The organism is Mycobacterium sp. UM_Kg1 (assembly GCF_000972925.1).
GTDB classification, from domain to species: domain Bacteria; phylum Actinomycetota; class Actinomycetes; order Mycobacteriales; family Mycobacteriaceae; genus Mycobacterium; species Mycobacterium hiberniae.
Map to the genome: position 1 here is coordinate 43,181 of NZ_JRMK01000003.1, position 21,937 is coordinate 65,117.

The following is a 21,937-nucleotide window of genomic DNA, read 5'->3' on the forward strand; positions in this document are numbered from 1 at the left end:
GCTTCCTGCCGAAGGAATTGCCACCGTGTTTCTCATCAGCGACTTTCGCAGCCAAACCCCACACAGTGAGCGGTTCGACGTACTGCGGCGCATGAGGTCACGCATTGAAAGAGGTCGCGACCTTTATGTTTGTCCACTCGCCGGGCTTAATGCGACGGGACAACCGTGGCCGTTCCCCTCGCGACCCGACTGGCCCCGTAACCCTCTTCACAGGGGAGAAGCGGACCACCGTTGGTCAGGGCCGCGATGAAGTACCCCGTTGCACTGTGTGCCCGATAGGCACACAATGGATGGCATGGCTAGGAAGACGGAGCGGTTCGCGGTGCGCCTGACTGCTGAGCAGGACGCGCTGATTCGCCGTGCCGCCGAAGTGGAGGGGACGGATCTGACCAACTTCACGGTCACTGCGACGTTGGCTCATGCCCGCGACGTCCTCGCCGATCGCCGGCTGTTCACTCTCGACGCGCCGGCCTGGTCGGAGTTCGTGGCGGCGCTGGACCGCCCGGTGTCGCCGAAGCCACGCCTGGAGAAGTTGTTCGCGGAACCCTCGATCTTCGACGAGTGAGGGGCTACAGCGCGCCCCGGCCGATCAGCGAACACGATGCGGTCGCCGACTTCGACAGCGGCGAGCCCACCCTGGACGAGTACCTGCGACGACGGGCTCTGGCCAACCACATCGAGGGAGCCTCCCGGTGCTTTGTGACGTGTCGGGACGGCCACGTCGTCGGGTTCTATGCGCTGGCCTCAGCGGCGGTGGAGCGCAGCGCCGCGCCCGGTCGGGTGCGGCGCAACACGCCGGACCCGGTGCCGGTGATCCTGTTGTCGCGGCTGGCGATCGACCGCGCCGAACAGGGCCAAGGATTGGGTGCCCAGCTGCTGCGGGACGCGATCACCCGCTCGGTGGCCGCCGCCGAGATCATCGGTGTACGGGCCTTGCTGGTGCACGCGCTGCATGAACAGGCCCGCACCTTCTACGCGCACTTCGACTTCGAGCCCTCACCAACGGACCCACTGCACCTATTCCTATCCATCCAAGACGCTCGCGCCCTGATCGAGCCCCAACGGTGATCGGCGCCGGAAAGCCCGACGGCAAGCCCGCCCCCTCGCAAACCCCTAATACGCCGACACCGCGTTCTCCCGTGCCCAGCGCTTCTCCGCCTCCGAGCCCCCCGGCGGGGGCACCAGCCCGTTGATCATCCACATCTCCTCGCTGGTCTCGTCGACGTGGAACTCCCAGTGCAGATCCGGGAACTCCAGACTCGGAATAAGGATCTGGTTGATCCATTCGGCGATCCGCCGGCGGTGTTGCGAGTCGGCGGCGCGCCGGGCGATGTGGTCGATCACGATGCGAACCCCGGCCGCGGTCGGCTCGCCGCCCACGTAGAAGTCCTCGGGCGCGGTCTCGTGGAACAGCGTGACCACATAGAAGCGGGGCAACCCGGCACGCACGTACTGGTCGGTGATGCGGGCGGCCAGCGCCCGCTTGTCTTCGGCGCTGAACAGTCCCGGAGTGTGGTGAATGGTCCACAGCGGCATGGCGGTCCTGCCCTCAGTGCGCCAGCGCCGAGGACAGCTTCTCCACCGGACCCGACAAGGCCGCCTTGACCTCCACGGACAGCTCGTCGGCCAGCACCTCCACGGCACCGGCTTCCAGGCCATCGACGATCCGGCGGGCCACCTCGGCCGGTGTCACCTTGGCCGCCGGGATGTCGGACACCATGTCGGTGTCGATCAGTCCGGCGTGCACGCCCACCACCTGGGTGTGCTGGGCCGCGAGCTCCTCGCGCAGCGAGTTGGTCACCGACCAGGCGGCGGCTTTGGAGGCACCGTAGGCCCCGGAGCCCGCCAGCCAGGACAACACCGAGTGCATGTTGACCAGGGCCCCTCCCCCGTTGGCCGCCAGGATCGGCGCGAACGCCCGCGCCACGCGCAGCGGGCCGAAGACGTTGACGTCGAAGGTGTCGGTGATCCGGTCGAAGGCGCCGGTCAGCAGCGGGTCCGGCAACAGCACGCCGGCGTTGTTGAACACGATCTCGGCGTCGCCGGCCAGCTCCGCCAGCTCGGCCACCGATTCGGCGGAGCGCACCTCCAGCGGGTGGGTCACCACGTTCGGGCGCTCGTCGCTGTAGGCGCTGCGGGCGGTCGCGTACACCTTGCGTGCGCCGCGGGCCAGCACCTCGTCGACCAGCGCGGCGCCCAGCCCGCGCCGTCCCCCCGTGACCACCACAACCTTGTTCGCTACGGCAACCATGTCCCGACCCCTTCCCACTGGCTAACGATGACGTTAGGAAGAGCCAAGCACGGATAGCTGGATAATGCAAGCGTTAGTCAACTAGGATGTCGGCATGGAGTTCGAGCCCCGCCTGCGCGACCGGTCCCGCTGGTCGATCGGCAGCGCCTGCTCGGTGGCCCGGTTACTGGACGTGCTCAGCACCAAGACGGCGTTCCTGGTGGTGCGGGAATGCCTGTTCGGCACAACCCGCTTCGAGGACTTCACCACCCGGATCGGGGCGTCGGCGCCGGCGGTCTCGCGGGCGCTCAAACAGCTCGAGGCCGCCGAGATCGTCTACCGGGTGCCCTACCAGGAGTCCGGCCAGCGCTCCCGCGACGAGTACCGGCTGACCCCGGCCGGGGAAGATCTGCTGCCGGTGTTCTTGGCGCTGATGCAGTGGGGCGACAAGTACCTGCAGGACGGAACGCCGCCGCTGTGTTTCGTCGACGCATCCACCGGTCGCCGGCTGGGAGTGCGGGTCACCGACGAGCTCGACGGGCCGGGCACCGATCCCGACGACATCGAGATCTGCTGGAACGCGCCCGAACCCGCGCACTGACGCGCCCGCGGCCGGCTCAGCCGTCGGAGTCCACCGCACCGATGACGGTCTCGGCGAACTCGGCGATGGACTCCGGCGGCGCGAAGTCGGCGAACCAGACGTAGAAGCGTTGGGCGCCCTGGCCTTTGAGTGTGCGGAAGTGTTCGGTCAACGCCGCCGCGTCACCGCACACCAGCCCCGATCCCAGCCGGCCGAAGCGCCGTTGTGCGGTCGCCGAGACCGCCGCCGGGTCTTGATCGCGGCGGGCGAAACCGACCATCTGCTGTACCGAGGCGCGCGCCGAGCCGATCAACGGCAGCAACTCGGGCAACCGATGCACGTGGGTGGCCGGCAGGTTCCACCAGTCGGCGTGGCGGCGCACCAGGGCGAGCATCCGCGGCCCGACGCCGCCGAGCACCACCGGGATCGGTGCGGTGGGCGCCGGGGCCTGCGCGAGGGGCCCGTCGCTGCTCCAGTACTGACCCAGCAGTTCCAGCGTGTGGCCCAGCGTCTCCACGCGTTGGCGCGGCCCGGCGGAGGGGATGCCGTACTTGAGCAGTTCGTCGGGCATCGAGCCGGACCCCAGGCCCAGCTCGAAGCGACCGCCGGTGGCTTCGGCCAGCGTGGTCGCCTGTTTGGCCAGCAGGGCCGGGTGCCGGAACGCGTCGCACAGCACCACATGGCCGATCGTGAGGCGTTCGGTGCGGGCGCCGACCCAGGCGGCCACGGTCATCGCCTCCCACAGCGGGTCCGCCGGGGCCATCGGGGTGTCGAGGTGGTCGAGGAACGCCACGCCGTCAAAGCCCGCCGCTTCCGCCGCCTGCGCCCGCACCACCAGCTCGCCGATGCCGACCCGGGTCTGCGGAAGGTATAGGAACCACTGCGTCATTGCGTCTCCTCCGGTGTCGCGGGCGTCGGTGCCTGCCGCAGCCCCGGCAACACATACCGGCGGACGTGGCGTCGCACGGCAGCCGGGTCGTCGGGGTTGAAGTGATGTCCCGGCACGCTGCCGAAGCTGATCATCACCCGGGCGATCCATTCACTGGCCTCGGCCAGGTCGGTGTCGGGGTGGATGTCGCCGTCGGCGGCGGCGGCCGCCACGAACGGATACCAGAACGCCGCGAGGTCGGGCACCAGGCCACGCACCCCGGCCCCGGCGCAGGCGGTGAACTCCTCGGGTTCGGCGGTGCGCAGCCGCATCAGCAGCGTGCCCGGATCGTCGTAGGTGCGCCGCCCGATCTGCACGCCGGCCACCAGCCGATCCTCGAAGCCGGCCAGGGTCGACAGCTCGGCGCGGGCCTGGGCCCAGCTGGTCTCGATGAGCCGCATCAAGACGGCGCCCACCAGCGTCGGCTTGTCCGGAAAGATCCGGTACAGCCAGGCCCGTGACACTCCCGCCGCCTGGGCGACGTCGATCATCGTGGTTGCTCGAATCCCCTTGTCGGCCAGTAATTTCTCGGTCACATCGAGCAGCCGGGCGGTTGTCGACGCGGCCGATGCGGATGTCGCGTGCACGGCTCACCTCCTGCGCGGAAAAGCGTCGACAACGTGTAGACACATTAGCGAATCTGTGTACTATTGCCACGCGTCGTGCAGACGGGGTAGGAGGTCGCGGTGGCCGAAACGATGCAGCAACTGCTCGCCGAACGCGCCGGCCACACCGGTCTGGCGGTGCTGCACAACAATGCCGACGGCACCCAGACCCGCTGGAGCTGGGCGCAGTACCTGGACCGGGCGGCCTGCCACGGCGCGGCGGTGCTCGCCCGCGCCGAAACCGACCGGCCCGTGCACGTCGGCGCGCTGCTGGGCAACACCCCCGCGATGCTCACCGCGCTGGCCGCCGCCGGGCTGGGCGGCTATGTCCTGTGCGGGGTCAACGACACCCGCCGCGGCGCGGCACTGGCCGCTGACCTGCGGACCGCCGACGTGCAGATTCTGCTGGTCGATGCCGCGCACCGCGCGCTGCTGACCGGCCTGGAGTTGCCCGGCATCACGATCATCGACGTCGACGACCCGGCCTGGGACGCCGGGTGCGCGGCCGCTGGCCCGCTGCGGCCGCATCGCCAGGTGGCACCGCTGGACCCCTTCATGCTGATCTTCACCTCCGGCACCAGCGGCGACCCGAAAGCCGTTCTGGTCAGCCACTTCATGGTCCTGGTGGCGGGCCAAAGCCTCACCGAACGATTCGGGCTGGGCAGCGATGACGTGATCTACCTGTCCATGCCGCTGTTTCACTCCAACGCGATCGCCGCCGGCTTCGGTCCCGCCGTGGCCGCCGGGGCGGCGATGGCGCCGGCGAAGTTCTCCGCGTCCCGTTTCTTGGCCGACATCCGCGGCTACGGCGCCACGTACATGAACTACGTCGGCAAACCGTTCGCCTATCTGCTGGCGCACCCCGAACAGCCCGACGACGCCGACAACCCACTGCGCGTCGCCTTCGGCAACGAGGCCTCCGAACGCGACATCGGCGAGTTCGCCCGCCGGTTCGGCGTGCACGTGGTGGACGCCTTCGGCTCCACCGAGAACGCCGTCACCATCACCCGCGACGAGGGCACCCCACCCGGTTCGGTGGGCCGCGGCTTCCCCGGGGTCGCCATCTACCACAGCGACACCGGAAAACCCTGTGCACCCGCGGTTTTCGATGAACACGGCGCGCTGACCAACCCCGAAGAGGCGATCGGCGAGCTGGTCAACACCGCCGGGGCGGGATTCTTCTCGGGCTACTACAACAACGACCAGGCCACCGCCGAGCGGATGCGCGACGGCATGTACTGGTCGGGTGATCTGGCCTACGCCGACGCCGACGGCTGGATCTACCTGGCCGGGCGCACCGCCGACTGGATGCGCGTGGACGGCGAGAACCTGGCGGCCGCACCGGTGGAACGCATCCTGATGCGCCACCCGGCGATCAACCAGGCGGCCGTCTACGCGGTGCCCGATCCCCACGTGGGCGATCAGGTGATGGCGGCACTGGTACTGCGCGGCGATGCGCCGCTGACCGAGGACGGCTTCGCCGAATTCCTGGCCGCCCAAGACGACCTCTCCCCCAAGGCGTGGCCGCGCTATGTCCGGGTGAGCACGCAGCTGCCCGCCACGGCCACCAACAAGATCCTCAAACGACTGCTGGTGGCCGAGGGCACCGACGTCGGCGCCGACACCTTGTGGGTGCGCCCCGAACGCCAGCGCACCTACCGCACCGCAACCACGACGGGAGTATGACCATGGCCGACCAGACACCGGTGGCCCTGATATTCGGCGGCGCGTCCGGGATCGGTCTGGCCAGCGCCCGCGCCCTGGTCGAGCGCGGCGATCGTGTGGTGATCGCCGACATCGACGAGGCGGCCGCGCACGCCCGCGCGGCGGAGCTGGGCGAGAGCGCCAGCGCCGTCGCCGCCGACGTCACCGACGAGGCCAGTGTCGCAGCGGCATTCGCGGCCGCCCAGCACGTCGGACCGATCCGCTCGGTGGTCAGCTGCGCGGGCCTGTCGGTGATCGGTCCGATCGCCGATATCGATCTGGCCGGCTGGCAGACCACCATCGACGTCTGCCTCACCGGCACCATGCTGGTAATCAAACACGCCGCGCGCGCCCTGCAAGACGGCGGCGCCGTGGTGGCCATCTCCTCGCTCAACGGGCGCCAGCCGGGCACCTCGATGGCGGCGTACTGCAGCGCCAAAGCCGGGGTGCTGATGCTGGTGCAGGTGGCCGCCCTGGAGCTGGGCCCGCGCGGCATCCGGGTCAACGCCGTCTCCCCCGGCCTGGTGGACACTCCCCTGGTCGCCGGCCTGGCGATGGTGCCCGGACTGACCGCGGAATACATCGAGAACACCCCGCTCGGGAGATCCGGTGTGCCCGAGGACATCGCGCACACCGTGGAGTTCCTGACCTCGCCGCGCGCGGCCTGGATCACCGGATCAGCATTCGACGTCAACGGCGGCGCGCACCTCAAGCGCTATCCCGACGTGCTCGGCAAAGTACAGGCACTAGCACAAGGATGAGGGCATGCGCACTGTCGTAATCGATGCGCCCGGATCGGTGCGGGTCGACACCCGCCCGGATCCCGTACTGCCCGGGCCCGACGGCGCCGTCGTGCAGGTGACGGCGACCGCCATCTGCGGCTCCGATCTGCACTTCTATGAGGGGGACTACCCGATCCTCGAGCCGGTGGCGCTGGGTCACGAAGCGATCGGCATCGTGGTCGAAGCGGGCCCGCAGGTGCACTCGGTGCGGCCCGGGGACCGGGTCATGGTCTCTTCGGTCGCCGGCTGCGGGCACTGCGCCGGGTGCGGCACCCTGGACCCCATCCGGTGTCATTCAGGCCCGCAGATCTTCGGATCGGGGCTACTGGGCGGCGCCCAGTCGGAACTGCTGGCGGTACCGGGCGCAGACTTTCAGCTCGCCGCCATTCCCGAGGGCATCTGTGACGCCGAAGCCCTGCTGCTCACCGACAACCTGCCCACCGGCTGGGCGGCGGCACTGCGCGCCGACATCCCGGTGGGCGGCACCGTCGCGGTGATCGGGTTGGGCGCGGTGGGGTTGTGCGCCGCCCGCAGCGCGCTGTTCCTCGGTGCGGCAACGGTTCTGGGTATCGATCCGGTGCGCCGGCGCCGCGAGCGGGCGGCGCTGATGGGCGTGACCCCGGCCGAGCCGCCGACCACCGCCGCCGCCATGGAGCTCAGCGACGGCCGCGGCATAGACGCCGTGATCGACGCCGTCGGCTCCGACACCACCATGGCCGATGCGCTCAACGCGGTGCGGCCGGGCGGGACGGTGTCGGTGGTCGGAGTCCATGACCTGCAACCCTTTCCGTTCCCGGCGCTGCCGGCGCTGTTGCGCAGCATCACCCTGCGCATGACCACCGCGCCCGTGCAGCAGACCTGGCCGCAACTGGTGCCGCTGCTGCAGTCCGGCCGGCTGTCGGTGGACGGGATCTTCACCACCGAGATGGCCCTGGCCGATGCCGCCGACGCCTACCGCGCGGTTGCCGCACGGTCGGGGGAGGTGGTGAAGGTCCTGCTCACCCCCTGAGCCGGGCGGGCCGAGCCCCGGAGCGGGCCGTGCGCTACCCGGCGCCGGGCGGTCGCCGGGGGCGGAGCCGCAGCGGCGGCAGGGTCGGGGCGGGCAACCGCTGCAGCCGACCCCGGTAGCCGCTGACCTGCCCGAACTGTTCATCGCCGGCTTCCCAGCGGCGCCGGAACTCGACGATCTCCTCATGGCTGCGGCCGATGAAGTTCCACCACAGCACCAGCTCTTCGCCGAACGGCACCCCGCCCAGCAGCAGCACCCGGGCGGGGGAGTCGCCGGGGTTGCGCAGCGTCAGCACCGCGGCGCCAGGCCCTTGATAACCCAGGTCGCCGACCGCCAGCGGCGTGTCGCCCAGGACGAGCGGACCCCGGTCACACAGCACGCCATGCTCGAACGCCGGATCGACCTGCAGCGCCAGGTCGCTCTGCGGGTCCAGATCCAGCTGGGCCCCCAGCAGCGGCGTGAAGGACGGGACGGGGGAGCGGTATCCGGCCAGTTCCCCGACGAGCACCAACGCCGACGCTCCGGGCAGGCACACCGGCTCGGGCGCGAAATGGTGCAAGGAGCGCGCGGTGTGGCGGGCTTCCTCGGGCAGTGCCACCCACAGCTGCACGCCGCGCAGCACCGGCGCGGCCTGCGGATCGACGGAGACTTCGGAGTGGGCTATGCCGGCACCGGCGGTCATCAGGTTCAGCTCACCGGGGCGCACCAGCGCGTATGCGCCACCGCTGTCGCGGTGCTCGATGCGCCCGCTGAACAGCCAGCTCGCGGTCTGCAGCCCGGTGTGCGGGTGCGGGGGCACGTCCATACCGCCGTCGGCGGCGACGTCGTGGGGCCCGTAATGGTCGATGAAGCACCAGGCGCCGATCAGCGAGCGGTCCCGCTGGGGCAGCGTGCGCCGGACCGTGATGGCACGCGGCCCGCCCAGCGGCACCTGGCGCGGGCGCAGCACGGCGATCTGAGATCGCGGACTTGCCGCGCAGGCGATCTCATCGGATGTGGCCTCCAGATTGCTCACCTGTCCACCTCCGTTGCGTGCGCCGAGCTCGCCGTGGCGATCCTACCGACGCAGGACCTGGTCAGGCGGCTGATCGCGGGCCGGCCGGCCAGTGCGACAGGTGAAACACCGCCCCGGTAGCCGGGAAGTCGTCACGTTCGTGGGTGACCAGCAGCGCCTGGTTGTCGGGCAGCTCGCGGGTGTTGATCTCACCGGCGGCGATCGCGTGCAGCAGGGCATGGGCCGCCGCGAGCTCCGCCCGCTTGCGGTACTGCCCGCCCGGCAGCTTCACACCAGCCCACACGCCGTACTCCTCGCGGCGTTCGACGGCGAGCGCTGCGCAGCGGCGTTGCTGAGCAAGCGGGCAGCGTCGCAGGCACTGCAGCCGCGCTTCGGTGGCGGACTGCTCGTAGGCCCGGGCCTTGGCGGCGCCGTCGGCTCCATCGGCGTCGGGGTAACCGAACCACAGTTCGGGGTTGGCGGAGCAGGGCGGCGCCATGACGGTCCTCCTCGTCTCAGGACGAATAACGTAGATAGAAACGTATAACGCAAGGACGGTCGGCGCAACAGAAGTTGATAAAAACATATATGTAACTAGTGGGGGACGGGCCTGTGTACTATCCGTCCATGGCCGGGGCGCGACAATGAGCCGCGAGGCGGCAGGCGCTGCCCTCCGGGCGCTGCGCGAGGCCCGCGACTGGTCGTTGGCTGACCTCGCTGCGGCCACCGGGGTCAGCATCATGGGATTGAGCTATCTCGAGCGGGGTGCGCGAAAGCCGCATAAAAGCACAGTTCAAAAGGTTGAAAACGGTCTCGGCCTGCCACCGGGCACGTACTCGAGGCTGCTGAGCGCCGATGACGCCGACACAGAACTGGCACAGCTGATCGCCGCGGTCGCACCGGGGGAGCCGGCTACGCGTCCCGCCGCGGCCATCGTGGTCGACCGCCACAGCGACACCGAAGTGCTCGAGGGATACGCCGAAGCGCAGCTCGACGCGCTGCGTTCGGTGATCGCCCGGCTTCCGCCGAAAACATCAGACGAATACGAGACGTATATTCTTTCCGTGATCGCCCAGTGCGTGAAAGCCGAGATGCTTGCCGCCAGCTCGTGGCGGGTCGCGGTGAACGCTGGTCCCGGTCGTGGTGCCCGACTGATGACACACCTGCAGGACCTCGAGGCGACCCGTGTCGAGCTGCTGCAACGGATGTCTGGCAGCCTGAGCGCTCGTTTCGACCGGGCCTGTGCACAGTCGTCGCTGCCCGAGCCGGTGATCGCGGCGTTGATCGGCGTCAGTCCCGAGGAGATGTGGGACATCCGCAACAGAGGTGTCATTCCGCCGGGAGCGCTGGCCCGAGTCCATGCGTTCGCCGATCCGACGGCGGCGGCAGATGGCGGTGACGGAGGGGGATGACGGTGGATGACACCGAGTTCGAGCTGTTGGCGCGCGCACATAGGTTGTTTGCGGGCAGCCCGGGCCCGGTGTCACTGGAAGCCGGCCTGGACCGCTATGCCCACGCGCTGGAGCGCAACGCCGGCGTGCACACCGGGACGGGCCATGACCGGTACCGGACCGCGGTGCTCGCTCAACGAAACCGGTTGCTGGCCAACGTCAATACCGACACCCACGCCGCAACGCTATTGGGTGCGGCGGTCGCCGACCATTCGCGGGCCCGCCGGCTTACCGGCGGGGTGCTCGCCGCCGCCCAAGCTGACTCGGCGGTTGTCGCCGACACCGCGTTGGCGCATCGGGAGGCCATGCGCCGGCGAGCGGCACGCTTACGGGCCCAACATGCCCACGTGGTGTCGGCGCGGCGCCGCGCACGGACCCACCGGGCGCGGTTGCGGCGGCTGCGCTACCGGGGCGCGCGGCGTCGTCCGGCGGGCCCGGATCTCGCGCACCTGCCCCCTGGCCGTGCCGGCTTGGCCGTACGCGCGGCGCTGTCCCGCCTGGGCAGGCCCTACGTCTGGGGCGCCACCGGACCCGATCGATTCGACTGTTCAGGGCTGACCCAGTGGGCCTACCGTCAAGCCGGCCTGCCGCTGTCGCGAACCACATACACGCAGATCTGTGAGGGAATCCCGGTGACCCGCTCCCAAATCCGGCCCGGCGACCTCGTGTTTCCCAGTACCGGCCATGTTCAGCTTGCCCTCGGCGGGGGCCGGGTGATCGAAGCGCCGCACGCCGGAGCCACCGTGCAGATCAGCCCCCTGGGCGCCCACGTGGCGATCCGCCGCCTGGTGCCATGACCGGCCTGGGTCCGCCGGGATTCCGAGTGAATTGTGGGCGCGGGTGGGCCTGGGTACAGTCACCGGCCATGAAGGCGTGGCCGACTTCCGAGCGCCCTTACGGCGCAGCGCAGTTGGGCTGAGGAGATGGCGACGCGCGACGACGTTCTGGATGCGATCGACCGCATCACGGAGGCCGGTCGCGCCGGTGCGGCGACGCGGGTGGCCCAGGCAGCGCTGACGCTGCCGTTGCCGCCGGCGGGTTACGACAGTGTCTTGGCCCGGTTGCGCGCTGCCTATCCGCTGCTTGACGATCAACAGCGGGGCAGGGCGGCAGAGGCGATGAAGCAGGCGGAATCGGCTCTGGCCAACCAGCTGTCGGTTACGGCGGAGTTCGATCGCCAGTTGGTCGATGCACTGCTGCAAGCCCGCAAGACCACGCGCGGAAGCCGCCGCCGCCTCGACGAACTGGGGGCGGAGATCGCAACCGCTGCCAACTCATGGGACCTCAGCACTGCCGCGGGCGCCCGGGAATTTCAACGCTTCCTGATCACCAGACTGGGGCAGATCCTCAGCGTGGTCGACCAGGCCGACGAGGACGACGCATCCAAGAAAGCGCTTGCCGCGGCGCTGACAGCGCTGTACTCCTCCACAGCAACGGATCGTGGCGACCAGCCGTCCGAACGGTCGCGGGTGAAACCTCCCGACAGTCCCGTTTCGGTGCCGGCGGACACCGTTCCGTGGGAGCCGGACACCGACCCTTACCTGGATATGCCGCTCGACGGCGAGGCGCGGCCGGACATCCCGGTCGGCCCGTACGGGGTGCCACCGTTGCCGATGTCTCTTCCTGGACTGGGCGCGGAGGGGCCGGGCATGGGCGCGATGGCGCCGGGGATTCCGTGGGCCGGCCTGACCTCCGGCTTGGGCCGCGACGACCTGCCCGAGCAGGCCGCTTATCGGCCCGGCGATACGGATGCGCCCGACGAATCCGAGGCCCCGCCCGATGCCGGAGATGCGGATGCATCCGTTTCCGATCCGGGCGCCCCGGGGCCGGTCACCGTACGGCTGCCCGACGGCCACACCACGACGGTGGACGATCCGCACCTTGCCGCGGCGATGCAGGCGGTCGTCGACGGACAACCTGTGGTGGAGGCGTTCCGGAGCCAGGGCATCCCTATCCCGCCCCCCGGTACGCCGGTGGTCGCAGCGGTTGCCGTGGAGAACCTGCGGCCCGGCGATATCGGCGTTTTCACCGATCGGCATGCGCTTGCGGTCGGTGAGGACAAGGCTCTGCTCGACGGCCAGATCCACCTCGTCAAGAACCTGCAGGGCCCCGGATTTCTGGGCTGGCAACATCCGCCGCTTTCCGCCCAGGAGGCCGCCCGGGCCGGGGAGCCGGTTGAGACCAGGCCTGCGACGGCGGTGTCGGGCCGCACGAGCTTGAAAATGCCGGCATTAACCGGCATCGTCGATCTGCCAGGGAGGTAGCACATGGCCGAGAACATCCACGTCAACCGGGACGTGCTGATCAACGCTGCGGGGAATCACCAGGAGGCATCGGATTACCTGGCGACGGTCGCCGCCTCTCACGAGCGTATTCAGGCGACCCTGAACTCGCTCGGCCCCATCTACGGAGACTTTCGCGAGGTCGCCGAGTCGCTACTGGAAGCGCGCGCGAACTGCTACGCAGAACAATCGCGCGAACACTCGGCCGTATCGGCCAACCTGCACCGTGCGGTGGCCATGTGGAACGAGCACGAGGACCAGGCCGCGAGCGCCTTCGGGCGCCTCACCGATGGAAGCCGATGACCGAGCCGAACCCGGCATTCGACACGATGCATCCCAGCGGCGATGTGCTGTTTCGGTCCTGTCGCGGCGGTTATCTGCACAGTGTGGTGCTGTCCGAATCCGTGATGGAGGCGGACGCTCGTCGGCTCGCGGAAGCCATTGTGTTGACTGCCGACGTGTCGTTTCTGAAGGCGGCGTTGGAGATCCGGGGTGAAATCGTCGCGACGGGTCACTCGCCGTCAGTTGCGGTTCCCACCAACGACGATCTGCGGGTGGCCACGGAGCGACTCCTGGCCCACCGACTGCACCCGGGCGCTGACCCCGGTCGCTAGACCACCCATTTCCCCGCGGCATCGACGTCGGGCACGATATCTTCGGGAAGATCGACCACTCTGTCCCCGAACAGGTTTCGAGCGCGCTCCAGCAGCGCGAGGAGTTCGCTCAGTTGCGCTGCGCACCCTGCCCCCGAGAACCCGCCATCAGCCACGATCAGCACGCTACCCACTTGCTCAGGGCCTGACAATTCACCGCCTGACCAGGGGTTGGCAGGACCGCGATCCATGGTTGCGCGGCATGGACGGGGGGAGCGCGAATTCGAGCGAGGGTGCCCGGACCGCAACGGTACGCTTGCGCCGTGGCACTCTTCGGTCGGTGGTCGGCGCGCCAGCGCCTTCGGAGCGCGGCCCGGGACTCGCTGGCGGTCCCGGCGTTCAGCACTCCGGTCGACTGCAGTTCGTGGGTGCTGGGCGGCCTGTGGCCGGCCGAATTGGCGACGATCACCCCCGAGACCGCCCCGCTGGCCGACTACCTGCACGCTGATCTACAGCGAATCGCGCAATCGGCCAACGAGAAGCTCTACGCGCTGGGCCGATCAGAGCTGCCCCCGTCCGCACGCCAGATCGCCCAGGCTCGGGTCATCAACGTGGCCAGGGCCTTCGCCGTCCTGCGCGTGGAGTCCACGGTGCGCCAACTCCACAAGGAAACATTGGATTTCGGCAGCGACTTCGCCCGCCTCAGCCAGGGACCGGTACCTGTCTCGGCCGCACCCGAGGTTCAGGTCGACCCCGGCGCGGCTTCTCCCTTGACGGCACCGCCGCGTGACGCCGGCGAGTCCGCATGGCTCGGGGTAGTGGATCGTCCCCCGGCGCCACGCGTCACCGAGGAGATCGTCCTCGCCGCCGAGGAGCACCAGCAGCCGGCAGCCCCCGTGTTGCGGGCTGAGGCCGTTGCCGAGATACCGGGCGATCCGACCGTGACGCGTGAGTTCATGCCGTCGGGTCCGCTTGCCATGCACCGTGCGCGGGCGACCCAACTCGATTTCGCCGCACCGCCGGCCACGCCGCTGTTCGCCGAGTCCGACGAGCAGCGGGCGCAGCGCCTCTTGGGGTTCGTCGCACGGCAGGAACCTGGCTTGCGCTGGGCGGTGGGCGTTCTCGCCGACGGAGCGACCCTCCTGGCCACCGATATCGCCCACGGATGGATTCCTCCGGGGGTCGAGCTGCCGGCCGGGGTTCAGCTGTTGGAGCCCGGATGGCGGACCGGAACGCTCACGGAGATGCTGGGGGGCCCGCTGGTGTCGTCGGCTGTCTACAGCCCGGGGAATCGTCTTGGTCGAGCGAGTGATTCAGCGGTTCCGGAAGTATCGGCGGAGCCCCGCAAGCTGGCGCCCGTCGAGGATCTCGGATGGCAGCTCAGCGGGGCAACCCACTGGCGCGACGGACTGCCGAGGATGGTGAACACCCTGGCGAAGGCAGGTGCTGCCGGAACGGGCATCGTCGAAGCTGAAATCGACTTGTTGCGGGTGCATCTCGACACCATGCGTTACCAGCTGCTGGCCCGCTATCCCGACTCCGAGCCCGCAGCGGTGCTCAACTGCATGCTGCTGGCCGCCACCGAAGGAATCGCGACGGGTGACCTGGTGTCCGCCAACTACCACTTCAGCTGGTTTCGGGCGCTCAGCGTACCGCCCGCCGCCCAGTGGGACGTGTCAACTTAGCCGGCGTCATGAATTGACGCTGCTCGCACGGGATCGACATACTTAGCCAATGTCGGGGGCGGAGAGCCGGGCGGAACTCAGCGACAGGGACCTTGTCGAGTCCGTCCTGCGCGATCTGCGTGAGGCCGCCGAAAAGTGGGAAGCCCTCGTTGCCGAAGCCGAGAACACAACCTACAGCGTCGATCTGGGCGACGTTCGAGCCGTCGCCAACTGCGATGGTCGGCTGTTGGAGCTGACGCTTCACCCCTGCGTACTCAGCGATTACACCCACAGCGAGCTGGCGGACCGGCTCAACCTTGTCTTCACCGCGCTGCGGGAGGAGGCAGAGGCGGACTTCGGTGCGCGGTACGGCGCAAGTCTGGAGTGAGGGCGGCCCACCGCTTACCAGTCCAGGGAGGCCATCTCGCGTTTGGTACTGCACACGCAGCGAACGGCTGTGTCGATGTCGCCGGCGGTGATCGTCTTGAGGTCATCGATGGTCACGGGCTGTCCGGCCCGTTTCTGGGCGGCCAGCCGAGTGTCGCGGGCGAGTTCGGCCTCCTCGATCACGTTGCGGGCAAAACGCCCGTTGTGCATGACGTTGATGCCGTGCTCTCCGCGTGGGCTGACATAGCCCCGAACCTTGGCGACCATGGTCAGGAAGCGTTGGCGTGCATCCGGGTTCAGTACCGTTGCCCGACTTGATCCGTAACGCTCACCGATCTCAACGATCTCCTCCGGAGAGTACGCCTCGAACCGGATCTTCCGGTTGAAGCGGCTGGCCAGACCGGGATTGACGGTCAGGAATTCATCGACTTGGTCCTCGTAGCCGGCGGCGATGAAACAGAAGTCGAAGCGGTGCTTCTCCAGCGCGATCAGCAACTGGTTGACGGCCTCCATGCCGATCATGTCCGGCGTTCCGTCCTGGTGACGCTCCACCAGCGAATAGAACTCGTCCATGAACAGAATTCCGCCCAATGCTCTTTCGATCAGTTCATTGGTCTTCGGGCCGGAGGCACCGATGTGCTCACCGCAGAAGTCGGAACGCCGTACTTCGATGATTTCGGGATTGCGGACGATTCCCATGCCGGCATAGATCTTGCCCAGTGCCTCGGCGGTAGTCGTTTTGCCTGTTCCCGGTGGACCCACCAGCAGCATGTGATTGGTCTGGCCCTCCACGGGCAGGCCGTGTTCGAGTCGCATGGCGCGGACCTCGAGTTGGTCCTCCAGCGCTCGGACCGCACGTTTGACCTCCGCCAAACCGACTTGCCTCTCCAACTCGGCGCGGCCCTGTTCCAGCAACTCGGCGCGGCGGTCCTGCGCGTGGGTTTCATCGAGTTCGGCGCGGCTCTTGGCCGAGCCGGCGTCCCACCGGTCGCTGCGAGTGTCGATGATCTGTTCGTCGATGACCACGAGACGCAGCTTCGGCTCGGCCAGCGCCGCCTTGGCCGGTTCGGTGAGCACACCGTTGATCGCCGCCTTGGACAACCAGACCTGCGCCTGGTCTTCCTCGCCGAGCTGTCGATGCACCATGCCGCGCAGGTAGGCGAGGTCCGCGGCCAGCAACGGGATCTCGCTCGGGTTGATCGACGCGGTGAGAACCCCGGCTTGAAAGCGCTCGGAAAAGCGGCTCTGCCCGGCGATGTCGACCCGGTCCAGCCAATCCAGCGCCACGCGGCCGTGGCCCAGATGGGCCGCCGCGTAGCCTGCCAGGGCGCACACCGAGGCCGTCACCGCCGGCATGATGATCGCTCGCTCGGGGAGCTCCTCTGCGGCGATGGTCAGCACGTCCGGCCATCGCTGGGTGACGAACATCAGATAGGCGCGGCCGAGTTGGCGCCACTGGTAGTTGATCCAGCTGTCCAGGAGGGACTCGTCGGACAGCAACGCGTCGGCACGCTCGTACTCCCCGGCAACGGTGAGCGCCGAAGCCAGAGCCAAACCCGCGTGCGAGCCATCGGTGACGGTGATGGACAGGTACGGGCCCAAGGGAATCTGGGCGGCCAGGTGCTTTCCGAGGCGGGTGGTCTCCTTGTGCAGCCAGTCCCGGTTGGCGTAGAGACGGTGCAGGGTGTCAAGCGCGGTGTCGCCGCAGGCGATACGGCCCAGCCAGGCGTCTGCCATGGAGGGATCGGCCTCGGTCGCGGCGATGAAATCGTCTAACGCCTCGGGCGAGCCGTACTCGCTCACCATTGCCCGGTCGAAATGTCGACGGGCCGTCAGCAGGTCACTCACTGTCTGTAGTCCTCTGTCGCACGTCCAGGTCCTCCAGCCGACAGCCGATGCGGCGCGTTGTCATCGCAACGACATCGGCGCGAGCGCCTCCGGGCTGCAGTAGCGGTTTTCCGCCCGGAACAACTCCCCCGTAGCCAGCCAGGATTTCCCGCCGGCCGCAACTCGAACTGCGTTCCGGTCGATCTGCTCGATGCACACCTCGACGGCGTCCGGTGGTGGCGGCGGCGTGCCGGGCGGCGCCACCGTGATCACCGTGGCAGGGCGGGGCGACGGGGCGATCGAGCCGTCTACCACGCTGACGGTGGTCCGCGGAGTCGGCCGTGACTCATCGATCACATTCACCTCGGGCATCCGGACGCTGGCCCAGCGGGCCTTGTCTCGGGTGTGTACGCAGATCCGCTCCCCGGCGCCGGCCGCCCGAATGACGATGCGTTTGGCGATGAGATCCTCGGCCGCGATGAACACCCGGCTCAACTCGCCCGAATCGGTCAACGGCACCATCAACCGGTCGCCGTTGGCCAGCTTGCCGATCAGGACCCCCGACGGACCGATCTCAAGGGGAAGCCTGGCCGGCAGCCGAAGCGACCGCAACCCGCGCAGCGAAGGGCGGGGGGCGCACATGTTGGCCGTGACGGCCGCGGCCTGCTCCCCGTTGAGCCGGCGGAGCACCACCGAGGGTGGCGTCGGGGCGGGTTGCGGTGTCTGCAGGGTCACGGTTGCCGTGCACGTCCCGTCGGGGAGCAGGGTGACGTTCTGGATGACGTGATCGACCGGCAGAGTCCAGGCCTGCGCGAGCAGTTGTGCGGTGATCTGACCGGTGGCGTAGGTGTAGGTGGTCGCCCACCCGCCGTCGGTGCGCAGGGCCTTCCATCGTTGGGCGCCGGCGGTCAGGGAACCATCGGCCAGGCGCCGGTCCAGTTCGACCAGGTCGCTGGCGGTGGCTACCCGCGCCCGCAGTCCGCCGCAGCGCAACCGACCCGCGATCTGTTGTGCGACGGCGACCGCCGCGGCACCGAGCGTGGTTCGCCAACGCAGCGCCGCGGTGTTGTCGATCACCCGCAGTCGCAGCAGCAGCCAGGTCTCGCGTTGCCCGGCGTAGGGCGGGGTGCCGATCTCGGTGTCGTAGACCCGGGGATAGTCACCGGCTGTTGCGCGGCGCGCTCCGATGCTGATCACGCTCATCGAATCCAGGACCAGCCCGAGCGCATGCCGAAGCATCGGCTGCAGATCGGCGATGTCGACGACGTTATCGGTCTCCACGTTCACCGATCCGGTGGCCACCGTGGCTGCGTGCGGCCGACCCAGCAGGTGGATGGCCATCACCGCGACACCGTCCTGAATCCGGACTCCGCCGCCGGCGCGGTTGTTGGCCACGGTGACCGGATCGCTCCAGGCATCCTGCGAGGGGCGGCGAAACCACAGCAGCGCCCACGACCATGCCGGCTGGCCCCACCACGGCACCCATACCACTGCTCCCACGAGCATGAGCGCGATGACGACACCGATGACACCCCCCAGCGCCCCGCCCACCAGAGCGCCTAGCGCAACCGCTGTGGCGCACAGCAGTCGCCGGTTACTCGAAGGGTGGAATCCGGTCAGGCGGACCTGGTTCTGACTCATCGGGTGGCCCTGCGGATCCGGGCGGTGACCGCGGCGGCCAGTACAGCCGCGGCGATCACGCCGAGGAAGGCGAGGGCGACGTTGCGAGCCCGATGGTCCGGCGGAGGTGGAGGCGGTGCCGGGGAGAGCACCCGCTGCTGCGACCCCGGTGCCACCGGATCGCCGGCCGGCACGTTGAACGTCAGTGCCGCAACCGGATCGACCAGTCCGTAGCCGACCCGGTTGTCCACCCCGGAGGGAGGATTGTGGGCAGTCTGAACAATCCGGTTGATCACTTGGTTCGCCGTGAGTTGCGGATATTTTGCCCGGACCAGCGCAGCCACCCCGCTGACGTAGGCGGCGGAGAAGCTGGTACCCCAAAACGGCATGTTCTTCTCGCCGACCCGGGCCGGGGGATAGGCATTGACCGGGTTTCCGCCCTGCGGCGACAGGCCCATCACATGGGTGGCGGGCGCCGCCACCCGCACCCATGGGCCCGCCATGCTCTTGTCGATCGGTGCCCCGGTGGAGTCCACACCGCCGACCGACAAGACATAGTCGGAGAACCATGACGGGCTCGATATCACCTTGACCTGGTTCCAGTCCCGCGGGTCGTTGGGGTTCAGCGGGTCGAACATCGGGTTGTCGGCGCATCCGGCCTCTCCGACGTTGCCGGCGGCGGCCACGATCACCGCGTCCTTTACCGTCGCCGCGTACCACAGGGCCGCCCCCAGCGCTTGTTGGTCGACTGCGGCGGCCACATGCACACAGGAGGTGACCGAGACGTTGATGACCTTGGCGCCCATGTTGGCTGCGTGGACGACGGCCCTGGCCAGCGTTGCCAGGGTTCCGGCCTTCACCCGCTCGTCGTCATAGCCGAATCGTTGGGGGTGGACCGGCTCAAATGCCCGGGATGATTGACGGATAGAGATGACGGTGGCATGCGGCGCCACTCCCACAACACCGTCGGGAGCGCCCGGCGGAGGCGGTGGGACCGCGGGCTCGTCGTCGCTCTGTGGATCGGCGGGCCCGGCGGCCGGTGCTACGGCGTCCTCCGGCGGCGGTGGCGGGGGAGGCGGGGCCGGCGCCACCTGGGTAATGGTCACCGCGGTGGGAGGCGGAGGCGGTGCCGGAGGGGCCGGAACGTCCGCCGGGGGCAGCGGTTCGCCGTTGCTGGGGGGCGGACCGGCCGGCGGGGGGAACGCGGGGACCGCCGGCATGGGGCGGGGCATCGGCAGTGCCCCCAGGGGAGCCGCGGCGATGATCGACGCGGCGATCGTGCCGTGCGCGTCGCAGTCCTGCAGGCCGCCGAGCCCCTCCGCCCCGCCCATGATGTAGTCGCCCCCGGCAATCGCCGGTAGGCGGGTATTCGGTGTGACGCCGGTGTCGATGACGGCAACCGGGACGCCGTTGCCGGTGGAGTACTGCCATGCCGCGGCGATACCCAGCATGTCGAATCCCGGTGCCAGTTGCGCCACGTCGGGATTGCCGACCGTGATCGGGACACTGCAGGAATTCGAGCGCCGCATCGGCTGGTCCGGTCCCGGCGTGCCGTCGGCAGGGACAAGAGCAGGATCGACCGACGGAGGCTCGATCGCACGGGCCGCAGGTGGGCCGCTCGACCCGAAGACGAGTGCCATCACCGCGACGACGATGGCCCCGCGAGCGGACAGGCGCCTCAGTTGCGGACCCACACGAAAAGTCCTCCCAGCCATGCGCCCAGTACGCCCACCACGATGAATGCCAGGACTTCCAGCCATTCGACGGCCAGCCGGATCCAGGGCACGAACTTGGTTTCGGGTACCAGCAGACCGGCGGCCAGCCCCAACCCGGCGAAGACGGCGATGGCAGCGGCCGGCCACAGGAAGCCGGCGGCGGAATCGCCGGGGCTCGCCAGGGCGTATTTGACGATTCCGGCGAGTACGGCCGCGCCGGCTCCCCCTACGAGCGCGATCGCTTGGACGCGTGCGGCGAAACCGCGACCCTGAGTGATGAACAGGCCTGCCACCAGACCGCACAGCGCCACCGCACCACGCTGCCGCGGGCCGCCTGGGGTGAGCACCATCCAGACCGCTATCGGCAATGCGGTGGCGGCCGCGACACAAATCCCGACCTGCACGGAGTTGATCAGTCGCGCGGAGGCCGCGATCGCGGCGCCGCGGGCCGAGATGTCGACCAAGTCGTCCTCGTCGTCCTCTGCATCTTCGGGAGTGACGGGGGAGACCGTGTCGATCGGCATGTTGGCGCGACGGGCGAACAGGTCTCGCCCGGTGATCGAACCGAAGTATGGCGGCCGCACTCGCGCAACCCACAGCGCGATCGTGGGGGCCATCCGCAGCAGGATCAGCAGGCCCAGCAGGAGGCAGATGCCGATCACCTGCGGCGACACCGGCTGCCACATCCGGGCTGCCGCCACCGCGCCGCCGATTCCCGCAGCGGCGACGACCGCGGTGGCAACCGTGCTCTGCGAACGAAGCAGCACGCTGAGGCCGATCGCGCCGAGGGCCAGCACCGTCAGCCCGATCATCACGTGGGGCGCGCCGAGGGCGCCGGGTGCCGCACAGAACGCTGCGCAAGACAACGCGAGCGCCGCGAGCCAACCGAACCCACTGAACAGGTCGTCGCGCGCGGGCCAGCTGCGTCGGATCACCGTTGCCCCGAGCGCCAGCAACCCCCCGAGGCCCACCAGGACGGCGGCGGGAGGCCAACTGTCGCTGAAGGTCCGGGCCCGGACCGCCAGCGCCGCAAGCACCACCACCGACATGGCCGTCAGCCCGATCGCGGTGTGCGCGGCAGTCAACGCGGTGACCGGCGCGAACATCCGGTCCACCTTCACCTTGAGCAGCCGGGTCACCGTCTGCTCGTCGGCCTTGTGGCCGCACTCTTGGCACTGAATCTCCGGCTGGGCTCCCAGCCGGCGCGCCGTTGCGGCCAGGGCGCTCGACAGGGACTCGTACTGCGGCTCGAAGGAGTCGCCGCCCACCACGGGAACCAGGACCAGGGTGTCGCCGTCTTGTACGCCCAGGTCGTCGAGGCTGCGCGCGATGTCCAGCCGGACGCCGTTGACCTTGTGCAGTTCGTAACTTCCCGGCGGCAGCGCGACCCCGTCAAAACCGTGGTGGCGCAGATCCTCGTCGAGCAGCTCGACCATTCCCTCGAAAAATTCTTCGACGGGAATACCGGCAGGGAAGACCTGGGAAACGAGGTGTTTATCGTAGGCGAGGCTCACCGCACAGCGTGCCGGAAATGCGACTTTTGCTGGTGTCGGGGAGGTCACCGCG

The 21,937-nt window shown here is 69.1% G+C and carries 23 protein-coding genes and 1 pseudogene; 13 read left to right on the forward strand and 11 right to left on the reverse strand.

Annotated features, from left to right (window positions below):
• Positions 1 to 259: 259 nt before the first annotated feature.
• Together LI92_RS01035 and LI92_RS01040 are read left to right on the forward strand one after the other, a co-directional pair.
• Positions 260 to 565 (forward strand): annotated as a pseudogene (locus tag LI92_RS01035) (type II toxin-antitoxin system TacA family antitoxin); the annotation flags it as partial.
• Positions 562 to 1,068 (forward strand): GNAT family N-acetyltransferase, encoded by a 507-nt coding sequence (locus tag LI92_RS01040; protein ID WP_046315019.1) that lies wholly within the window; start codon positions 562 to 564, stop codon positions 1,066 to 1,068. The pseudogene LI92_RS01035 and the gene LI92_RS01040, both read left to right, overlap by 4 nt.
• Before the next feature lie 45 nt (positions 1,069 to 1,113).
• On the opposite strand, the gene LI92_RS01045 is transcribed toward LI92_RS01040, so the two are convergent.
• On the reverse strand, positions 1,114 to 1,536 hold the full coding sequence (locus LI92_RS01045; RefSeq protein WP_046315020.1) for a tautomerase family protein: 423 nt from the start codon (positions 1,534 to 1,536) through the stop codon (positions 1,114 to 1,116).
• Positions 1,537 to 1,549: 13 nt separating this feature from the next.
• A complete protein-coding gene (locus tag LI92_RS01050; RefSeq protein ID WP_046315021.1) occupies positions 1,550 to 2,251 on the reverse strand; it encodes an SDR family oxidoreductase in 702 nt (233 codons plus the stop codon).
• Positions 2,252 to 2,345: 94 nt separating this feature from the next.
• On the opposite strand from LI92_RS01050, the gene LI92_RS01055 reads away from it, so the two are divergent.
• A complete protein-coding gene (locus LI92_RS01055; protein WP_046315022.1) occupies positions 2,346 to 2,831 on the forward strand; it encodes a winged helix-turn-helix transcriptional regulator in 486 nt (161 codons plus the stop codon).
• A 16-nt stretch (positions 2,832 to 2,847) separates the two neighbouring features.
• Here LI92_RS01055 and LI92_RS01060 read toward each other — a convergent pair whose 3' ends face one another.
• Together LI92_RS01060 and LI92_RS01065 are read right to left on the reverse strand one after the other, a co-directional pair.
• On the reverse strand, positions 2,848 to 3,699 hold the full coding sequence (locus tag LI92_RS01060) for an LLM class flavin-dependent oxidoreductase (RefSeq protein ID WP_046315023.1): 852 nt from the start codon (positions 3,697 to 3,699) through the stop codon (positions 2,848 to 2,850).
• Complete coding sequence (locus tag LI92_RS01065) at positions 3,696 to 4,325, reverse strand: TetR/AcrR family transcriptional regulator (RefSeq protein WP_046315024.1); 630 nt, start codon at positions 4,323 to 4,325, stop codon at positions 3,696 to 3,698. Before LI92_RS01065 ends, LI92_RS01060 begins: the two co-directional genes overlap by 4 nt.
• A gap of 99 nt (positions 4,326 to 4,424) precedes the next feature.
• Between LI92_RS01065 and fadD1 the strand changes: the two genes are divergently transcribed.
• Genes fadD1 through LI92_RS01080 form a run of 3 tightly spaced genes read left to right on the forward strand, consistent with a single transcriptional unit; the run spans position 4,425 to position 7,838 of the window.
• Positions 4,425 to 6,029 (forward strand): fatty-acid--CoA ligase FadD1, encoded by a 1,605-nt coding sequence (fadD1, locus tag LI92_RS01070; protein WP_082109481.1) that lies wholly within the window; start codon positions 4,425 to 4,427, stop codon positions 6,027 to 6,029.
• Between the two features lie 2 nt (positions 6,030 to 6,031).
• Positions 6,032 to 6,808, forward strand: coding sequence for an SDR family NAD(P)-dependent oxidoreductase (locus tag LI92_RS01075; protein WP_192829951.1), 777 nt, complete (start codon positions 6,032 to 6,034; stop codon positions 6,806 to 6,808).
• Between the two features lie 4 nt (positions 6,809 to 6,812).
• Complete coding sequence (locus LI92_RS01080; RefSeq protein WP_046315025.1) at positions 6,813 to 7,838, forward strand: alcohol dehydrogenase catalytic domain-containing protein; 1,026 nt, start codon at positions 6,813 to 6,815, stop codon at positions 7,836 to 7,838.
• 34 nt (positions 7,839 to 7,872) lie between these two features.
• Here the strand turns inward: LI92_RS01080 and LI92_RS01085 are convergent, their stop codons facing one another.
• Together LI92_RS01085 and LI92_RS01090 are read right to left on the reverse strand one after the other, a co-directional pair.
• On the reverse strand, positions 7,873 to 8,853 hold the full coding sequence (locus LI92_RS01085) for a pirin family protein (protein WP_046315026.1): 981 nt from the start codon (positions 8,851 to 8,853) through the stop codon (positions 7,873 to 7,875).
• Positions 8,854 to 8,914: 61 nt separating this feature from the next.
• Entirely contained in the window at positions 8,915 to 9,331 is a 417-nt protein-coding gene (locus LI92_RS01090; RefSeq protein ID WP_046315027.1) for a WhiB family transcriptional regulator, read from the reverse strand.
• Positions 9,332 to 9,476: 145 nt separating this feature from the next.
• Here LI92_RS01090 and LI92_RS01095 point away from each other — a divergent pair, with 145 nt between their 5' ends.
• The 5 genes from LI92_RS01095 (at position 9,477) to LI92_RS01115 (ending at position 13,179) form a co-directional block, all read left to right on the forward strand.
• A complete protein-coding gene (locus LI92_RS01095) occupies positions 9,477 to 10,244 on the forward strand; it encodes a helix-turn-helix domain-containing protein (protein ID WP_046315028.1) in 768 nt (255 codons plus the stop codon).
• The gene (locus LI92_RS01100; RefSeq protein WP_046315029.1) at positions 10,241 to 11,080 is read left to right on the forward strand and encodes a C40 family peptidase; all 840 of its coding nucleotides are present in this window, start codon (positions 10,241 to 10,243) and stop codon (positions 11,078 to 11,080) included. The genes LI92_RS01095 and LI92_RS01100 overlap by 4 nt, the downstream gene beginning before the upstream one ends.
• Positions 11,081 to 11,206: 126 nt before the next feature.
• Positions 11,207 to 12,547, forward strand: coding sequence for a DUF4226 domain-containing protein (locus tag LI92_RS01105; RefSeq protein ID WP_046315030.1), 1,341 nt, complete (start codon positions 11,207 to 11,209; stop codon positions 12,545 to 12,547).
• Between the two features lie 3 nt (positions 12,548 to 12,550).
• On the forward strand, positions 12,551 to 12,868 hold the full coding sequence (locus LI92_RS01110; RefSeq protein ID WP_046315031.1) for a type VII secretion target: 318 nt from the start codon (positions 12,551 to 12,553) through the stop codon (positions 12,866 to 12,868).
• Positions 12,865 to 13,179, forward strand: a complete 315-nt coding sequence (locus LI92_RS01115) for a DUF2694 family protein (RefSeq protein WP_046315032.1) — start codon at positions 12,865 to 12,867, stop codon at positions 13,177 to 13,179. Before LI92_RS01110 ends, LI92_RS01115 begins: the two co-directional genes overlap by 4 nt.
• Here the strand turns inward: LI92_RS01115 and LI92_RS23630 are convergent.
• Positions 13,176 to 13,343 carry a hypothetical protein gene (locus LI92_RS23630; protein ID WP_192829952.1) on the reverse strand — a complete coding sequence of 56 codons (168 nt, stop codon included), beginning with the start codon at positions 13,341 to 13,343 and terminating at the stop codon, positions 13,176 to 13,178. The genes LI92_RS01115 and LI92_RS23630 overlap by 4 nt on opposite strands.
• Positions 13,344 to 13,481: 138 nt before the next feature.
• On the opposite strand from LI92_RS23630, the gene LI92_RS01120 reads away from it, so the two are divergent.
• Complete coding sequence (locus tag LI92_RS01120) at positions 13,482 to 14,843, forward strand: DUF5631 domain-containing protein (RefSeq protein WP_046315033.1); 1,362 nt, start codon at positions 13,482 to 13,484, stop codon at positions 14,841 to 14,843.
• Positions 14,844 to 14,892: 49 nt separating this feature from the next.
• Positions 14,893 to 15,210 carry a DUF2710 family protein gene (locus tag LI92_RS01125; RefSeq protein ID WP_046315034.1) on the forward strand — a complete coding sequence of 106 codons (318 nt, stop codon included), beginning with the start codon at positions 14,893 to 14,895 and terminating at the stop codon, positions 15,208 to 15,210.
• 14 nt (positions 15,211 to 15,224) lie between these two features.
• Here the strand turns inward: LI92_RS01125 and eccA are convergent, their stop codons facing one another.
• From eccA to eccD, 4 genes are all read right to left on the reverse strand, one after another.
• A complete protein-coding gene (gene eccA, locus LI92_RS01130; RefSeq protein ID WP_082109482.1) occupies positions 15,225 to 17,015 on the reverse strand; it encodes a type VII secretion AAA-ATPase EccA in 1,791 nt (596 codons plus the stop codon).
• 102 nt (positions 17,016 to 17,117) lie between these two features.
• Positions 17,118 to 18,677 carry a type VII secretion protein EccE gene (eccE, locus tag LI92_RS01135; protein ID WP_046315036.1) on the reverse strand — a complete coding sequence of 520 codons (1,560 nt, stop codon included), beginning with the start codon at positions 18,675 to 18,677 and terminating at the stop codon, positions 17,118 to 17,120.
• A complete protein-coding gene (gene mycP / locus LI92_RS01140; protein ID WP_502691378.1) occupies positions 18,674 to 20,350 on the reverse strand; it encodes a type VII secretion-associated serine protease mycosin in 1,677 nt (558 codons plus the stop codon). Before mycP ends, eccE begins: the two co-directional genes overlap by 4 nt.
• Positions 20,335 to 21,933 carry a type VII secretion integral membrane protein EccD gene (gene eccD / locus LI92_RS01145; protein ID WP_082109483.1) on the reverse strand — a complete coding sequence of 533 codons (1,599 nt, stop codon included), beginning with the start codon at positions 21,931 to 21,933 and terminating at the stop codon, positions 20,335 to 20,337. Before eccD ends, mycP begins: the two co-directional genes overlap by 16 nt.
• Positions 21,934 to 21,937 lie beyond the last annotated feature (4 nt).

What these genes read in the sequence shown, in the direction of transcription:
- LI92_RS01045 (WP_046315020.1), bottom strand. Translation starts at nt 1,536, where the DNA reads ATGCCGCTGTGGACCATTCACCACACTCCGGGACTGTTCAGCGCCGAA.
- LI92_RS01050 (WP_046315021.1), bottom strand. Translation starts at nt 2,251, where the DNA reads ATGGTTGCCGTAGCGAACAAGGTTGTGGTGGTCACGGGGGGACGGCGC.
- LI92_RS01055 (WP_046315022.1), top strand. Translation starts at nt 2,346, where the DNA reads ATGGAGTTCGAGCCCCGCCTGCGCGACCGGTCCCGCTGGTCGATCGGC.
- LI92_RS01060 (WP_046315023.1), bottom strand. Translation starts at nt 3,699, where the DNA reads ATGACGCAGTGGTTCCTATACCTTCCGCAGACCCGGGTCGGCATCGGC.
- LI92_RS01075 (WP_192829951.1), top strand. Translation starts at nt 6,032, where the DNA reads ATGGCCGACCAGACACCGGTGGCCCTGATATTCGGCGGCGCGTCCGGG.
- LI92_RS01080 (WP_046315025.1), top strand. Translation starts at nt 6,813, where the DNA reads ATGCGCACTGTCGTAATCGATGCGCCCGGATCGGTGCGGGTCGACACC.
- LI92_RS01090 (WP_046315027.1), bottom strand. Translation starts at nt 9,331, where the DNA reads ATGGCGCCGCCCTGCTCCGCCAACCCCGAACTGTGGTTCGGTTACCCC.
- LI92_RS01095 (WP_046315028.1), top strand. Translation starts at nt 9,477, where the DNA reads ATGAGCCGCGAGGCGGCAGGCGCTGCCCTCCGGGCGCTGCGCGAGGCC.
- LI92_RS01100 (WP_046315029.1), top strand. Translation starts at nt 10,241, where the DNA reads ATGACGGTGGATGACACCGAGTTCGAGCTGTTGGCGCGCGCACATAGG.
- LI92_RS01105 (WP_046315030.1), top strand. Translation starts at nt 11,207, where the DNA reads ATGGCGACGCGCGACGACGTTCTGGATGCGATCGACCGCATCACGGAG.
- LI92_RS01110 (WP_046315031.1), top strand. Translation starts at nt 12,551, where the DNA reads ATGGCCGAGAACATCCACGTCAACCGGGACGTGCTGATCAACGCTGCG.
- LI92_RS01115 (WP_046315032.1), top strand. Translation starts at nt 12,865, where the DNA reads ATGACCGAGCCGAACCCGGCATTCGACACGATGCATCCCAGCGGCGAT.
- LI92_RS01125 (WP_046315034.1), top strand. Translation starts at nt 14,893, where the DNA reads ATGTCGGGGGCGGAGAGCCGGGCGGAACTCAGCGACAGGGACCTTGTC.
- eccA (WP_082109482.1), bottom strand. Translation starts at nt 17,015, where the DNA reads ATGGTGAGCGAGTACGGCTCGCCCGAGGCGTTAGACGATTTCATCGCC.
- eccE (WP_046315036.1), bottom strand. Translation starts at nt 18,677, where the DNA reads ATGAGTCAGAACCAGGTCCGCCTGACCGGATTCCACCCTTCGAGTAAC.